The sequence below is a fragment of the Bacillus sp. FSL K6-1000 genome (genome assembly GCF_038630785.1).
GTDB lineage: Bacteria > Bacillota > Bacilli > Bacillales > Bacillaceae > Bacillus > Bacillus safensis.
The window spans coordinates 2,770,133-2,784,403 of record NZ_CP152042.1; the positions used below are offsets into that span (position 1 = coordinate 2,770,133).

At 43.4% G+C, this 14,271-nt stretch carries 12 protein-coding genes and 21 tRNA genes; 6 read left to right on the forward strand and 27 right to left on the reverse strand.

Annotated elements, in window-relative coordinates; genetic code table 11:
• Positions 1-17: 17 nt before the first annotated feature.
• The 3 genes from MHI46_RS14365 to MHI46_RS14375 all read left to right on the forward strand — a co-directional run bounded on the left by MHI46_RS14365 (position 18) and on the right by MHI46_RS14375 (position 1,508).
• The gene (locus MHI46_RS14365) at positions 18-1,064 is read left to right on the forward strand and encodes a cytochrome d ubiquinol oxidase subunit II (protein ID WP_169510868.1); all 1,047 of its coding nucleotides are present in this window, start codon (positions 18-20) and stop codon (positions 1,062-1,064) included.
• 68 nt (positions 1,065-1,132) lie between these two features.
• On the forward strand, positions 1,133-1,291 hold the full coding sequence (locus MHI46_RS14370; RefSeq protein ID WP_008342921.1) for a DUF1540 domain-containing protein: 159 nt from the start codon (positions 1,133-1,135) through the stop codon (positions 1,289-1,291).
• 25 nt (positions 1,292-1,316) lie between these two features.
• Positions 1,317-1,508: a hypothetical protein gene (locus MHI46_RS14375; protein WP_041086813.1), complete on the forward strand. Its 192-nt coding sequence runs from the start codon at positions 1,317-1,319 to the stop codon at positions 1,506-1,508.
• Positions 1,509-1,613: 105 nt separating this feature from the next.
• Here the strand turns inward: MHI46_RS14375 and menC are convergent, their stop codons facing one another.
• From menC to MHI46_RS14405, 6 genes are all read right to left on the reverse strand, one after another.
• Positions 1,614-2,738: an o-succinylbenzoate synthase gene (gene menC / locus MHI46_RS14380; RefSeq protein ID WP_058838180.1), complete on the reverse strand. Its 1,125-nt coding sequence runs from the start codon at positions 2,736-2,738 to the stop codon at positions 1,614-1,616.
• Positions 2,725-4,185, reverse strand: a complete 1,461-nt coding sequence (locus MHI46_RS14385; RefSeq protein WP_144464268.1) for an o-succinylbenzoate--CoA ligase — start codon at positions 4,183-4,185, stop codon at positions 2,725-2,727. Before MHI46_RS14385 ends, menC begins: the two co-directional genes overlap by 14 nt.
• Before the next feature lie 73 nt (positions 4,186-4,258).
• Positions 4,259-5,077 carry a 1,4-dihydroxy-2-naphthoyl-CoA synthase gene (menB, locus tag MHI46_RS14390; RefSeq protein ID WP_039180914.1) on the reverse strand — a complete coding sequence of 273 codons (819 nt, stop codon included), beginning with the start codon at positions 5,075-5,077 and terminating at the stop codon, positions 4,259-4,261.
• Positions 5,078-5,091: 14 nt separating this feature from the next.
• Positions 5,092-5,919, reverse strand: a complete 828-nt coding sequence (gene menH / locus MHI46_RS14395; RefSeq protein ID WP_260774648.1) for a 2-succinyl-6-hydroxy-2,4-cyclohexadiene-1-carboxylate synthase — start codon at positions 5,917-5,919, stop codon at positions 5,092-5,094.
• Positions 5,901-7,646, reverse strand: a complete 1,746-nt coding sequence (menD, locus tag MHI46_RS14400; RefSeq protein ID WP_260774649.1) for a 2-succinyl-5-enolpyruvyl-6-hydroxy-3-cyclohexene-1-carboxylic-acid synthase — start codon at positions 7,644-7,646, stop codon at positions 5,901-5,903. The genes menH and menD overlap by 19 nt, the downstream gene beginning before the upstream one ends.
• A complete protein-coding gene (locus MHI46_RS14405; protein ID WP_260774651.1) occupies positions 7,639-9,057 on the reverse strand; it encodes an isochorismate synthase in 1,419 nt (472 codons plus the stop codon). Before MHI46_RS14405 ends, menD begins: the two co-directional genes overlap by 8 nt.
• A gap of 378 nt (positions 9,058-9,435) precedes the next feature.
• Between MHI46_RS14405 and MHI46_RS14410 the strand changes: the two genes are divergently transcribed.
• The 3 genes from MHI46_RS14410 to MHI46_RS14420 all read left to right on the forward strand — a co-directional run bounded on the left by MHI46_RS14410 (position 9,436) and on the right by MHI46_RS14420 (position 11,790).
• On the forward strand, positions 9,436-10,374 hold the full coding sequence (locus MHI46_RS14410) for a 1,4-dihydroxy-2-naphthoate polyprenyltransferase (protein ID WP_039183276.1): 939 nt from the start codon (positions 9,436-9,438) through the stop codon (positions 10,372-10,374).
• Between the two features lie 118 nt (positions 10,375-10,492).
• Complete coding sequence (locus MHI46_RS14415; RefSeq protein WP_058838175.1) at positions 10,493-11,227, forward strand: TraR/DksA C4-type zinc finger protein; 735 nt, start codon at positions 10,493-10,495, stop codon at positions 11,225-11,227.
• Positions 11,228-11,313: 86 nt separating this feature from the next.
• A complete protein-coding gene (locus MHI46_RS14420) occupies positions 11,314-11,790 on the forward strand; it encodes a tryptophan-rich sensory protein (protein ID WP_024424942.1) in 477 nt (158 codons plus the stop codon).
• A 77-nt stretch (positions 11,791-11,867) separates the two neighbouring features.
• On the opposite strand, the gene MHI46_RS14425 is transcribed toward MHI46_RS14420, so the two are convergent.
• The 21 genes from MHI46_RS14425 to MHI46_RS14525 all read right to left on the reverse strand — a co-directional run bounded on the left by MHI46_RS14425 (position 11,868) and on the right by MHI46_RS14525 (position 13,794).
• Positions 11,868-11,939 (reverse strand) — tRNA-Glu (locus MHI46_RS14425).
• 7 nt (positions 11,940-11,946) lie between these two features.
• Positions 11,947-12,037, reverse strand: a tRNA-Ser gene (locus MHI46_RS14430).
• Positions 12,038-12,040: 3 nt separating this feature from the next.
• A tRNA-Asn gene (locus tag MHI46_RS14435) sits at positions 12,041-12,115 on the reverse strand.
• 6 nt (positions 12,116-12,121) lie between these two features.
• Positions 12,122-12,198: transfer RNA gene (locus tag MHI46_RS14440), tRNA-Ile, on the reverse strand.
• A gap of 17 nt (positions 12,199-12,215) precedes the next feature.
• A tRNA-Gly gene (locus MHI46_RS14445) sits at positions 12,216-12,289 on the reverse strand.
• 11 nt (positions 12,290-12,300) lie between these two features.
• Positions 12,301-12,376, reverse strand: a tRNA-His gene (locus MHI46_RS14450).
• 25 nt (positions 12,377-12,401) lie between these two features.
• Positions 12,402-12,474 (reverse strand) — tRNA-Phe (locus MHI46_RS14455).
• An 18-nt stretch (positions 12,475-12,492) separates the two neighbouring features.
• Positions 12,493-12,569, reverse strand: a tRNA-Asp gene (locus MHI46_RS14460).
• 4 nt (positions 12,570-12,573) lie between these two features.
• Positions 12,574-12,650 (reverse strand) — tRNA-Met (locus MHI46_RS14465).
• Positions 12,651-12,673: 23 nt separating this feature from the next.
• A tRNA-Ser gene (locus tag MHI46_RS14470) sits at positions 12,674-12,766 on the reverse strand.
• A gap of 7 nt (positions 12,767-12,773) precedes the next feature.
• Positions 12,774-12,850, reverse strand: a tRNA-Ile gene (locus MHI46_RS14475).
• 4 nt (positions 12,851-12,854) lie between these two features.
• A tRNA-Met gene (locus MHI46_RS14480) sits at positions 12,855-12,928 on the reverse strand.
• A gap of 25 nt (positions 12,929-12,953) precedes the next feature.
• Positions 12,954-13,026 (reverse strand) — tRNA-Ala (locus MHI46_RS14485).
• A gap of 8 nt (positions 13,027-13,034) precedes the next feature.
• Positions 13,035-13,111: transfer RNA gene (locus tag MHI46_RS14490), tRNA-Pro, on the reverse strand.
• 7 nt (positions 13,112-13,118) lie between these two features.
• Positions 13,119-13,195: transfer RNA gene (locus tag MHI46_RS14495), tRNA-Arg, on the reverse strand.
• A gap of 10 nt (positions 13,196-13,205) precedes the next feature.
• A tRNA-Leu gene (locus tag MHI46_RS14500) sits at positions 13,206-13,291 on the reverse strand.
• Positions 13,292-13,303: 12 nt separating this feature from the next.
• Positions 13,304-13,375: transfer RNA gene (locus MHI46_RS14505), tRNA-Gly, on the reverse strand.
• A gap of 30 nt (positions 13,376-13,405) precedes the next feature.
• Positions 13,406-13,488 (reverse strand) — tRNA-Leu (locus MHI46_RS14510).
• Positions 13,489-13,496: 8 nt separating this feature from the next.
• Positions 13,497-13,572: transfer RNA gene (locus MHI46_RS14515), tRNA-Lys, on the reverse strand.
• A 37-nt stretch (positions 13,573-13,609) separates the two neighbouring features.
• Positions 13,610-13,685, reverse strand: a tRNA-Thr gene (locus MHI46_RS14520).
• Between the two features lie 33 nt (positions 13,686-13,718).
• Positions 13,719-13,794 (reverse strand) — tRNA-Val (locus tag MHI46_RS14525).
• Positions 13,795-14,271 lie beyond the last annotated feature (477 nt).

The window sequence follows — 14,271 nt, forward strand, 5'->3', positions numbered from 1 at the left end:
GAGCGATCTTGATGCAAATGGATGTTACAACTGATGCGCTCATTGCAATCACCATCTTATGGGGATTCGTTTTTATCTATGCAGTGATGGCATCAATGGATTTCGGTGCAGGATTTTGGTCGATGATTTATATGAATAGAGAACAAACAAAGGCAGCTAATATCGCGAATAAGTATCTTTCTCCAACATGGGAAGTGACAAACGTTTTTATTGTGGCCATCGTTGTCGCATTGTTCAGCCTGTTTCCAGGTGCGACTTTTGTACTTGGTACCGTTTTATTAATACCCGGCAGCATCATCTTATTGCTTCTTGCACTGCGAAGCGGGTTTCTCGTGTTTTCTCATTCACTGCCTAAGAAGTACCGAAAAGCAGTGACTTATATTTCAGGGATCAGCGGCTTTATCATTCCGTCCATCCTGATCATGGTTCTCCCAATTACCCATGGTGGATTTATTTTTCAGGAGAACAACGTCTACTCATTAGATCTTGGACTGGTCTTTACAAGTGCAAATGTTTATTCTTTTGTCGGCTTTGCCATCTTCAGCACCCTTTTTCTTTCGTCCTTGCTTTTAGCTGATTTCTCTAATGTAGCTAATGAAGATGAAGCTTACAGCATTTATAGAAGAGGGGCGCTCATTACAGGTCCACTTTCACTCATGATGGCCTTTTTTATCATGCTGACATTACGAAGCGAGGCGAATTGGCTGTTCACAAAAATGATGCAGAACATCCCTATTCTTCTTGTATCTCTCCTAATGTTCCTGCTAGCAGGACTAGCTCTATTTTTACCAAACAGCCGTTTTAAGCATCGGAAAGGGAGACCACGCCTTGCCGTCATTGCGATTACCATTCAATATTTCTTAGCAAGCTACGTGTACGGGCGTGCTCACTTGCCTTATATGGCCTATCCAGATATTACAATCATGTCTGGATTTACAGACCCTGTCACATTTAGGGCGTTATTTATCACCTATATTGTAGGTTTTATCATCTTATTTCCTGGGTTCTATTTCTTCTGGAAATTATTTATGAAGGATAAGCGCTATATTCGTCAGGAAGATTAACATGAATGGACGAGCTTCATTTCGGTTACATTATAGATGAAAGACATACTCAAAAGGAGGTCATCTGTATGAGTCAAAAAATCCTTTGTGAAGTCAATAACTGTTCCTATTGGAATACTGGAAACCGCTGTGGTGCAGATGCAATCTATGTCGTCAGCCACACAGGAAATACGGCTGAGAAAAGTGAAGAAACGGATTGTAAAACGTTTAAACCACAAGATCTTTAAGTCTCATTAAAGGAGGCGCTTCAATTTGAAACACGATCGGCTGCTTCAAACGTTTTTTGACGAAATTCATGACGCGGATGAAGCCGCATTCCATCAAGCCGCTCACTCCTTTTTAAACCTTTGGGATTATGAATATGGACATGCAGCAAACATGCCCAATGAAATGCATCAGTATATCGGACAGCTTGCTTATGACAGCGAGCTGGTAGAAGAGTAAGAAAGAGCGGTTCACCGCTCTTTCTTTTTGTTCAGACAGGAAGGAAAAACTTTCCCTCACTATACATCCATTCTATTGGATAAGCAAAAGGTGATTTCTTCGTTTTTATCTCACAAAATCATGTTTTGTAAACACGTCGATTTTATCTGAAAACGAACGGAGCGCTTGGTAATCAACTTCCACGCCCATTCCTGGCGAGCGAGGCACCTCAATAAATCCATTTTCAACCTTAATTTCAGGAAAAATGATATCCTGCTCCCAAAATTTTGACGAAGCTGAAATATCACCGGGAATTGTAAATTGAGGAAGTGAAGCAAGTGCCACGTTCTGCGCGCGGGAAATACCTGTTTCAATCATCCCCCCGCACCATAACGGAATTTGATGCTCCTTACTGAACGTATGAATTTTAAGCGCCTCTGTCAGTCCGCCAACTCGTGAAGGCTTCACATTAATAATTTGACAGCTGCCAAGCTCTACAGCTTTTCTGGCATCATCTAAAGAACAAATACTTTCATCTAAACAAATCGGCGTTTTTAAATGCTTTTGCAAATGGCGATGGTCCACAATATCATCTGCAGCTAAAGGCTGTTCAATCATTAATAAACGAATATCGTCGAGCTGCTTGAGCTTGCTAATATCTTTTAATTCATAAGCAGAGTTTGCATCTGCCATTAATGGCAGCTCAGGAAAAGACTCTCTGATCTTTTGAAGAAGTCCAATATCTTGTCCTGGTTTAATTTTCACCTTCACCCGCTGATAGCCTTGATCAACAAATTGCTGAATTTGCTCAAGCATATCGTCAATAGGGCCTAACCCCGCCACAACACCAGATGGTATTCTATCTTTTGTGCCGCCTAATACATCGCGTAAAGACTTATTCTCACGCTTCGCATAAATATCCCAAACAGCCGCTTCAATGCCTGCTTTGGCCATCCTATTGCCTTTAAATTGATACAGACTGTCCGGTATTTCTGAAGGATGTGTAAAGGTGCGTGTCAGCACGTTCGGGATAAAGAAAGCCCTCAGCATATGATAGCAAGTCTCAATTGTTTCTTCTGTATACCACGGAGAAGAAAAAGCAGATACCTCTCCCCATCCAGTTAGTCCTGTTTGGTCTTTTACTTCAACAATAATAAACTCACGCTCTGAAATGGTTCCAAGACTTGTTGTAAATGGTTGTTTAAGCTTCATCGTGACATGATATAAAATTACTCGTTCAATTTGAATCATTTGAAAACCCCTTTGATCTGAGTCTGTGCCTTTGCAATTTATTCGACGCATTTCTTGGCAGCTCGTTCACAAAGTGAAAAGCGGCGGGCCATTTATATTTGGCTAAATGCGACTCACATAAAGCATAGAGCTCATTCTCCGGTATCTTATCATCTGTTACAAGGAAAGCAGCCGGTACCTCTCCCCATCTATCATCATACATACCCGTTACTCCGGCTTCCTTTACATGCGGATGTGTTAGCAGCACCGCTTCAATTTCCGCAGGATAAATATTTTCTCCGCCAGAAATAATCAAATCTGAACGGCGGTCAAGCACAAATAAGAACCCTTCCTCATCCACATAGCCAATATCACCCGTCTTCAGCCAGCCCTCATGAAAGGCAGCCGCGGTCGCTTCTTCACGGTAAAGGTATCCTTTCATCACATTTGCACCTTTCACCATAATTTCGCCATGCTCAAAAGGACGGCAAATGCGATCATCATCTTGAATTTTCAGCTCACACCCAAAAAGAGGTTTTCCCGCTGACCCAAGCTTCTCTACACTAAATTCAGGTGCAAGCGTCACAATTTGTGAACAGGTTTCCGTCATACCGTACGATTGAAAGACAGGAAAGCCCTTCTCTTTGCTTTCTTGGAGCATCGCATATGGCGCAGGTCCTCCGCCTAATAAAAGACAACGCAAAGAAGACGGACATTCTTCTAGTCTGCTTAATAACCGAGATAACATCGTCTGCACAACAGAAATCATCGTCACACGATGCCGTTCAATAGAATCCTTTACTTCATCAACGTCAAACTTCTGATGAAGCACGACTGTCATTCCATAGATTACAGACTTAAATAAGGCAGATAAACCGCTAATATGAAAAAGAGGCAGGGCAATGAGCCAGCGGTCATCCTCTCTGAGACCCAAATTCAATGCAGAGGAAACAGCACTATGAAAATGATTGCCAAACGTTTGCTCTACACCTTTTGGACGTCCTGTTGTCCCAGATGTATACATGATGGTTGCTGTTTCATTCAAATCAAATTCGCTCTCGATCTTTTTTTCATGGCCTTTCCCTGGTTGAGGTAAAGTTTCCATTGTATAAACGGGTAAATCACCCTTATGATCGCTTGCATAAATAGATTCCGTTAATAACGCCGCTGCTTTTGCATCTTCTAGCTGATAGCGCCTTTCAGCTTTTGTCAGCTTATTATTCAATAGCACAATTTTTAATCCTAATAAAAAACACGCATGTACAAGCATCACCATGTGAGGATGATTGTTCATCAAAAGCGCAACTGTTTCCCCTCTTTTCAATGATGCCTGTGCAAGTCTATTTGAAAGCTCGTCCGCTTCTTGAGCTAATTCGTGAAATGTCCACTCTTTCTCTTGATAAATAAGTGCGACTCGATCTGGTGTTAAATAGGCACGGTGCAGCAGCCAATTAGGTTGCTTCATCATGAGACACCTCCTTTTCGTAAAAGAAAACAGCTTAGTCTGATGCACTAAGCTGTTGTTCATTAATATCATTGAATCAAGGGAAACGCGGGAACTGACCGAAGTCCGGCTTGCGTTTTTCCTTAAAGGAATCGCGTCCTTCTTTTGCTTCATCTGTTGTGTAATAAAGAAGTGTCGCATCTCCTGCAAATTGCTGAATTCCAGCTAATCCATCCGTATCTGCGTTAAATGCAGCCTTCAAGAATCGTAAAGCAGTCGGGCTCTTTTCTAGCATTTCCTCACACCACTTTACTGTTTCCTCTTCAAGCTGATCTAATGGGACAACTGTGTTAACAAGTCCCATATCAAGCGCTTCTTGTGCATTGTATTGACGGCATAAGTACCAGATTTCTCTTGCTTTCTTATGGCCTACAATACGTGCAAGGTAGCCTGAACCGTAACCGGCATCAAAGCTGCCTACTTTTGGACCTGTTTGTCCAAAAATCGCATTATCTGCTGCAATTGTCAGATCACATACTATGTGGAGAACGTGTCCGCCTCCGATTGCATAACCTGCAACCATCGCAACAACCGGTTTTGGAATGACACGAATCAAACGCTGTAAGTCTAATACATTTAGACGTGGAATTTGATCGTCTCCTACATAACCGCCATGGCCGCGGACTTTTTGGTCTCCACCAGAACAGAATGCTTTTCCGCCAGCACCTGCAAGTACGATCACACCAACTTCTGAATTATCACGAGCTCGTGAAAATGCATCGATTAATTCACTAACAGTCTTTGGGGTAAACGCGTTATGTACGTGTGGACGATTAATCGTAATCTTTGCGATCCCATTATACGTTTCATATAAAATTTCGTCATACTGACGCTCAGTTTGCCATTCAATAGCCATCAATATTTCCTCCTCTAATCTTGCGCTAAAATAAACTCACTTACTATTTTACCAAAAAAATGTGGTTGTTCCACATGAACTGTATGCCCAGCATGCTCAGCCAATATGAATTGACTTTCCTTCAGCTCCTGCTGCATACATTTGCCGATATGGCAGAACTTTTCATCAAGCGTTCCGCAAATGTGCAAAACAGGTAAATGAATATGCTTTAATGCCTTCCAAATAGACGGCTGTGAACCTGTTCCGATGCCTTCTAAGCTGCGAGCCAGCCCAAGTGGATTGGCTTTCAGTCTTCCTTCTCTCAGTTGAGCCTGCTTTTCCGCCGATAAAGCTTTCTGCGAAGCAAACAAAGGTATGCTTTCCCAAAAATCCACAAACTTCACTAAGCCTTCATGCCTGATTTTTTGGGCGAGTTGATGATCCTGCTTCAGTCTTGCCATCCGCTCTTTAAATGTGCGAAGCCCTGGAGACGTACTCTCAAGGATCAGTTTGTTGACACGATCTGGATAACGAGCGGCAAATGATAAAGCAATACGCCCTCCCATAGAATATCCGAGAATATTCACTTTGTGAAGCTTTAATTGGTTTAAAATCTCTGCAAGATCTGCCAGCTGCTGAGACATCGCATATCTTCTCACACTTTCTGGCGAGTCTGTACGCCCATGTCCGAGCAAGCTGACCTGAATCAGTCTTGTGTTCTCCAAATAAGCATTCAAGAACGTCCAAGACGCTGCACTTCCAGTGAAGCCGTGTAAGCATAGTGTGGCATTTGCTGCCGATGGGTTCTGATCCACCACTTCGTACGCAACCCCATCACGCATTCTTATGATGAGAGAAGGCATTCTTTTTTCACTTCTTCCAATATGTCATCCATCATTTGACGATGCTTGTCTACACGGGAATGACGATCTGTTTCAATTTCAATTAAATGAAGCCCAGGTTCATCGATATGCGCCATATACACATCATGCAACTCTTGTTTCGTTGCGGGTTTCGAATAGGTTCCCCCATATAACCTCGATGCATACTCAAAATTCAGTCCTGTCGGCGTTCCAAAGAGCTTTTCATAATACGGTTCATCAGACGCCTGCGGAAGGAAAGAAAAGATACCTCCCCCATCATTGTTTATCAAAACAACTGTCAAAGGAATGTCCATCAGCTTAGCTGCGAGCAGACCGTTCATATCATGGTAAAATGATAAATCTCCAATGACCAAAGTGACTGGCTGCTTCAAAGCTGCATACGTGCCAAGTGCTGTAGACACAACGCCGTCAATGCCATTTGCTCCGCGATTCGCCATCATTCGAAAAGGCTTGGACTGAGTTTCAAAAAATGTATCTACATCACGAATCGGCATACTATTTCCGATAAAAAGGACGCTCTCCTTTGGCAAGAGGTGCTGAAGCTGACGGTACACATTCCCTTCAAAGGACAAATCCTCATCAGAATAGCGGGCAGCATGCGTTCTGAATGATGAATTAGCATTCTGCCATCGGTTTAAGAAACTTGTCTCTTTACGTTGTACTGCTTGCTTTAATGCTGCTTCTACAAAAGCAGCCACATGACTTTCTATAACGTACGAAGCACTTAACCCTGGATCACGGAAACCTCCGGCAGCATCTACAACAATCTGCTTCACTTCCGCATGTTTTTCCAGCCACTTGAATAAAGGCTTAGATACAGGCATCGGTCCAAAACGAATGACCATATCCGGCAAGAGATGCTGCTGTAATGCCTCATCTTTTAATAAAGAATCATACGCATCGATAATGAGATCTTCATTTTCATGCCCGTTGCGCAAAAGAGAAAGTGGGTCAGCTAAAATAGGTAAATGCAGGGCTTTCGAAAGGCGTAAAACCGCCTCTTTTTCTTCCTGTGTATGAAGTTCACCAGCCACAATCAGTCCCTTTTTGGATTCGTTCATGACGGTCGCGATTTCAGACATCACCCGATCGTTAGGGAAAGCCTGACCTGATGCTAATACCTTTTTCGTATCCTCTTTTTCTCGCGCGAAAGGATCAATAGACAGATCAGGAAGCAATGGCTCTCTCAGAGGTACATTGACCTGAACAGGCCCCTTTGGCTCCTGCATCGACATGTGATTTGCTCTCGCAGCTGCCGTCTGAACATAACGCAGCATCGTTTGACTGTCCTCCGGCAAAGCTAAGTCTGTGAACCATTTAACAAACTTACCGAATAAGAATTGCTGATCAATCGCTTGAGGTGCTCCAACTTCCCTCAATTCGTGCGGCCGATCAGCAGTTAAAACAATAAGAGGTACACGAGAATAATGCGCCTCTACAACGGCTGGATAAAAGTTAGCAGCTGCCGTACCTGATGTACAAATAAGCAGCACTGGTGATTGACTTGCTTTTGCAAGACCAAGCGCATAAAAAGCAGCAGACCGTTCGTCCACTAAAACATGAACATGGATGTCTTGATGGGCAAGGGCCAGCATCGCAAGCGGAGTTGAACGAGAACCAGGACAGACAACTGCCTCTTTCACACCACCTTGGACGAATTCATCCATCAATCTGCCTATATATGTTGTCATGATGTGATTATTCAATAGGATGACCTCCAAGAGCAGACAGCATTGGTCTTAACTTCACTTGTGTTTCTTCATACTCCTGCTTTGCAAGGGAATCCTCTACAATTCCGCAGCCAGCGAACAAACGAACACGGTCTTCCTCAATAAGACCTGACCGAATGGCTACAGCAAATTCTCCATTATCCTGAGAATCAATCCAGCCTACGGGCGCTGCATACCAGCCGCGCTTGAGCGGTTCGATTTCACGAATCACTTCAACCGCCATTTCCTTTGGATATCCGCCTAGTGCCGGCGTAGGATGGAGCTGCTCAATTAATGAAAAGAGGGAACAGCTGCTTTTAATTTCTCCCACAATCGGTGTAAACAAATGCTGAATGTTTTTTGTTTTATAAAGACTTGGTTGATTTGGTTTATGCACGTGAAGGCAATTCGCTTCAAATGCTTGCTCAATCATATTGACAACAATTTGATGTTCAATCAAATTCTTCTCATCATGCAGCAGTTCCTCGCCTAATGCGTGATCCTCCGCTTCATCTTTTCCGCGAACAATGGAACCTGCTAAACAGGAGGAAAAGACCTCTCCGCCGCTTTTTTTCACTAAGCGTTCCGGCGTGGCTCCGACAAATGCTTGTCTTCCCTGTTCAACCGCAAATACATAACTCGTTGTTTGATGCTTTAATAATTCCGCTAATAGTGGAGCGAGTTCAATTTGATTTTTATATTGAAGCAAGACTTCTCTTGCTAAAACAACCTTTTCATATTCATTTGCACGAATGTGGTCTGTCGCTTCTTCGATCGCCTTCATCCATTCCTTCACATCCAGCTCTTCCACATGAACAAGTTCAGCTTGTCCACCAGTCCGTACTGGCAATGTCTCGAAACGAGAGGCTTTTTGTTCTAATTCCTGAATAAGCTGATGAACATTCCCGTCCACCTGCTTCCACTCATTGATCGTAAGAAAACTGCCTTCTTTTGAGACAGTCAGCATGATCGATGGCACAAAAAAATGAGCCTCGCCAAATGCTTCCCAATGACGCGCCTTTTCTTCATACGGATCAAACGAGAATCCTCCAAATAAAAGCGGACCAACAGCCGCTTGCTTTAACTCCTTTTCATCATGAAAATGGAACATGTGCTGCTTGAGCTGTTCCCATTCTTGATGGACTATATCGAATCGTTCCTTGCCTTGCTCAGATGATTTAATGACGGCCGCTCTGCCAAGTCCAGAAAATATCATTTGGCTTTCTGGATCAGACCAAAAAAACCGCTCGCCTAAAAAATCCGCTTCGCCGCTTTGGAAAAAGGCAAGAGGATCCAGATCGTCAACTCTTCTGGAGTAGCTTATCAAAACAGCATGGTTGACGTTATTCGCTTCTTCTAATGTCGCAAGCGCTTCCTGCCGGAAAGTACTTTGCACTGTTGTCACCATGATACATTCCTCCAAAATCCATGAATTACATAAAAAATAAAAACATAATGAAAAAATACATGAACATTCGAATATGTCGAATGACCTGCTTTTCTATTATAAACCTTAACAGATGAACTTAGTAAAGAAAACAGCTTCTAAATCCTCGAATCCTTATTATATCACGCTTTCAAGATTTTTTCGCTCTTGCTTATTGAAACGAGAGCATCTAAAGCAAAATGGCAGGACCGTTCTAAAATCAAGCTTTCCTTCGATATGGCAACGATTAGCAAACATCTTTTTCCCGATTCATCGCATCAATATATTGACACCTTTTTGAACTTTGCTAAACTGGAATTTGGACGTGTACGTATTTTTTTATTTAAAGGAGTATATTTTATGCAGCATCAATCGATATCAGATCAGCTTTCACCAATAAAGCCTGATAAAAACTGGCGAATTTGGTGGAATTTACTACGACCGCATACACTAACAGCGGCATTTATTCCCGTTACTTTAGGAACTGTTTTAGCACTTCCAAGTGGTCAAATACATGTTGGGCTATTTTTAGCCATGCTGTTTGCATCTATGTTTATCCAAATCGCAACAAACATGTTTAACGAGTACTTTGATTATGTTCGCGGGCTGGACAACGAGAAATCTGTCGGCATCGGCGGAGCCATTGTAAGAAACGGTGTGAAGCCAAAGACAGTCCTCAGCCTCGCTTATGCACTATTTGCACTTTCTTTATTACTTGGGGTCTATATTTGCATGATGTCTAGTTGGTGGATTGCATTAATAGGACTTATTTGTATGGCAGCAGGCTATTTCTATACTGGCGGCCCTGTACCAATTGCATATACACCGTTTGGAGAACTTGTTTCAGGTGCTTTTATGGGATTAGGGATCATCCTGATTAGTTTCTATATCCAAACAGGCACACTGACGTCTAAAGCGGTTCTCATTTCACTACCAATTTCTATTTTAGTTGGTGCCATCTTACTGTCGAACAATATCCGTGATTTAGACGGGGATAAGGAAAATGGACGAAAAACACTTGCCATCCTTGCTGGACGTAAAGCTGCAGTGAACATTTTACTTTCCATGTTTTTGGTATCATACGTACTCATTTTTGTTTATATCTTCACAGATATCGTCGGTCTTTGGAGTCTTCTTGTTTTACTCAGTGTGCCAAAAGCCTATACAGCCATTAAAGAGTTTAAGCAAAAAGAAAAACCGATTGAATTAATGAATGCCATGAAATCTACAGCTCAAACCAATACATTTTTTGGTTTTCTGCTGACGATCGCTTTGATCTTACAATACTATATCGCGTAACAAAGAACGCCTGCAGCCGCAGGCGTTTTTTTAATTAGGAATTGCTTCAAATTGGAACTAGTCTTACATACAAAATTGCTCATACTAACAATATGTTTGATATGAAAGGATGATCGCTTTGTTGTCAAAAGACGAATTACATCATTTGAAGCAGCGCCTTCTTGATGAAAAGAAAGAACTTGAAGCCAAAAGCCATGACGATGAACAGAAAGTATCCTTTCCTTACGATTCAGTCGGAGAACTGTCTGCCTATGATAACCACCCGGGCGATCAAGGGACAGAGCTGTTCGAGCGTGGGAAAGATATTGCTTTAAACAGCTTGGAACATGAACATATGTTAGATATCGATGAAGCACTTCAAGCCATTGCAGACGGCTCTTATGGACTATGCAAGGTCTGTAAGGCCCCTATTCCAAAGGAACGCTTAGAAGCCTTGCCTACTGCCGTCACATGCACAGAGCACTCAAAAGAACAGACCGTTTCACAAAACCGTCCGATTGAAGAGGATTTATTAAGTCCGCCAGCTGGACAATTTGAAAATGAAGAAAGTGCTGCGTACGACGGAGAGGATGCCTACCAAGACGTAGAACGCTACGGAAACTCTGATACCCCGTCTGATATGGAATTCCCACCTTTGACATACGATGATGTGTATACACAATCAGAAGATGAAGATTATGTGGAGGACTACGAAGGATTCGCAGCTGCTGATATTGAAGGAAAAGCAAGCAAGGTGTATCCGAACAAAGCACACGAGGCCTATGAAGAAGCATTAGACGAAGAAGGTGTCATGACGGTATTTGGTGACTTGAAACCGTACGAGGAAGAACCTTATACAGAAGAAAATCATTAGTCCCCTCATATTGGGGGCTTTATGTTTATATCATGTAATGATTGGGAAATCACTTTAAGAGTGAATTTGATTGGAGGAGATTCTTGATGGCTAGAAAAAGTATCATTTGGGCGATTGTCGTCTTCTTTATTACATACGCACTATTCTCTATTGCCGGATTTTTGTTCCCCATCGACAGAGAATGGTATGACGCATTAAATAAACCAGAATGGACACCTGGTGGCGGTGTGATTGGTGCTGTGTGGGCTGTCTTATTTGCACTCATCTCATTGTCCGCAGCGATCATTTATGGAAAATATGGATTCCAAAAAATCACTTTACCATTTTGGATTCTTTTCCTTTTAAATTACGTATTCAATCAAGCCTTTAGTTTTTTTCAATTTACACAAAAGGATTTGTTTGTGGCTACGATCGACTGCCTGCTCGTTGCACTGACAGCACTTGCACTTGTCATCGTCTCACGTAAACTAAGCAAAGTCGTTCCAATTTTACTGATCCCTTATGTCTTATGGGGCTTCTTTGCGACATACTTGTCTTATACGATCTATTCCATGAATATGTAAAAAAAGACCGCCATGATAGCGGCCTTTCGTTTTGAAGAAAACAAAAAAGAGATCTTTGACAAGATCTCTTTTAAAAATGACCCGTACGGGATTCGAACCCGTGTTACCGCCGTGAAAGGGCGGTGTCTTAACCGCTTGACCAACGGGCCAGATCAATGGCGGAGAAGGAGGGATTTGAACCCTCGCGCCGCTTACGCGACCTACACCCTTAGCAGGGGCGCCTCTTCAGCCACTTGAGTACTTCTCCATTTGGCTCCGCAGGTAGGATTCGAACCTACGACCGATCGGTTAACAGCCGATAGCTCTACCACTGAGCTACTGCGGAAGATCATGGTGGGCCTGAGTGGACTCGAACCACCGACCTCACGCTTATCAGGCGTGCGCTCTAACCAGCTGAGCTACAGGCCCATGAACAGATATACAAATGGAGCGGGTGATGGGAATCGAACCCACGACATCAGCTTGGAAGGCTGAGGTTTTACCACTAAACTACACCCGCAAAAATATGTATGGGGCGATTGATGGGAATCGAACCCACGAGTGCCAGAGCCACAATCTGGTGCGTTAACCACTTCGCCACAACCGCCATACTATGAATATTTTTATAAAAGTGGCTCGGGACGGAATCGAACCGCCGACACACGGATTTTCAGTCCGTTGCTCTACCAACTGAGCTACCGAGCCAAGTATTCTTTTGAAAAATGGCGGTCCGGACGGGACTCGAACCCGCGACCTCCTGCGTGACAGGCAGGCATTCTAACCAACTGAACTACCGGACCATTTTGGTTGCGGGGGCAGGATTTGAACCTGCGACCTTCGGGTTATGAGCCCGACGAGCTACCGAACTGCTCCACCCCGCGATGATATGGTTTTTTAAAAAATATGGCGGAGGAAGAGGGATTCGAACCCCCGCGGGCTTTGACACCCCTGTCGGTTTTCAAGACCGATCCCTTCAGCCGGACTTGGGTATTCCTCCGTATAGATGGTGGACCTTGTAGGACTCGAACCTACGACCGGACGGTTATGAGCCGTCTGCTCTAACCAACTGAGCTAAAGGTCCTTTATAGCGGCGGAGGGGATCGAACCCCCGACCTCACGGGTATGAACCGTACGCTCTAGCCAGCTGAGCTACACCGCCATGATCAAAACAATCTTTTAAAAAGTGGAGCCTAGCGGGATCGAACCGCTGACCTCCTGCGTGCAAGGCAGGCGCTCTCCCAGCTGAGCTAAGGCCCCATAAAAGATGGTCGGGAAGACAGGATTCGAACCTGCGACCCCTTGGTCCCAAACCAAGTGCTCTACCAAGCTGAGCTACTTCCCGATCTTAATGGCGCGCCCGAGAGGAGTCGAACCCCTAACCTTTTGATCCGTAGTCAAACGCTCTATCCAATTGAGCTACGGGCGCTTATTTATAATGCCGAGGGCCGGACTTGAACCGGCACGGTAGTCACCTACCGCAGGATTTTAAGTCCTGTGTGTCTGCCAATTCCACCACCCCGGCGTGGATGGTATAAGCGGAAGACGGGATTCGAACCCGCGACCCCCACCTTGGCAAGGTGGTGTTCTACCACTGAACTACTTCCGCATTACAGGATTTCTTTATTTTATTTGGCAATGCGGGTGAAGGGACTTGAACCCCCACGTCATAAAGACACTAGATCCTAAGTCTAGCGCGTCTGCCAATTCCGCCACACCCGCATGAAACATGGTGAGCCATGAAGGACTCGAACCTTCGACCCTCTGATTAAAAGTCAGATGCTCTACCAACTGAGCTAATGGCTCGCTTTAAAAGCGACTTGTCTATCTTACCATATGAAAGTGGTGCCGGCAAGAGGACTTGAACCCCCAACCTACTGATTACAAGTCAGTTGCTCTACCAGTTGAGCTACACCGGCTTTATCTATCCTAACATTATGTAAGAATAAATATGGTGGAGGATGACGGGCTCGAACCGCCGACCCTCTGCTTGTAAGGCAGATGCTCTCCCAGCTGAGCTAATCCTCCACTATGTAAGAATCTCTCGATCCGACAAAGATTATTATATACAGGTTTTAATCATTTGTAAAGGCTATATTAAAAAAATTTTATTTCAATTTTCATTGCGTTATTTTTTAACAAATGATCGTCATATCACCTATTCATATAGCTGCAAGTTCAACGTTCAGCAGGTGAGCTTCTTTCCTCTATATTCTCTTTCAAAACGTTCAATTCCTCTAGATATATTAGCAGTTTCTCATTTTTATACTTTAATGATATAGGTATCTCTTTAGACGTAAAGCATTTATAGAAATCGAATAGGCTTACACATCTTCAATTTAATTAAAGATATATGGAATGCGCCTATATAAGCTCATACTCTGTCTCTCTATTGTTTTGTATAGATAAGGTTTTATGCCATGAACATCTTTAGGTTCAAGTGTTTCACATGCTACGCTTGGACATAAGAAGGTGCGACGATCTTTCATCAAACAAATGTATAAG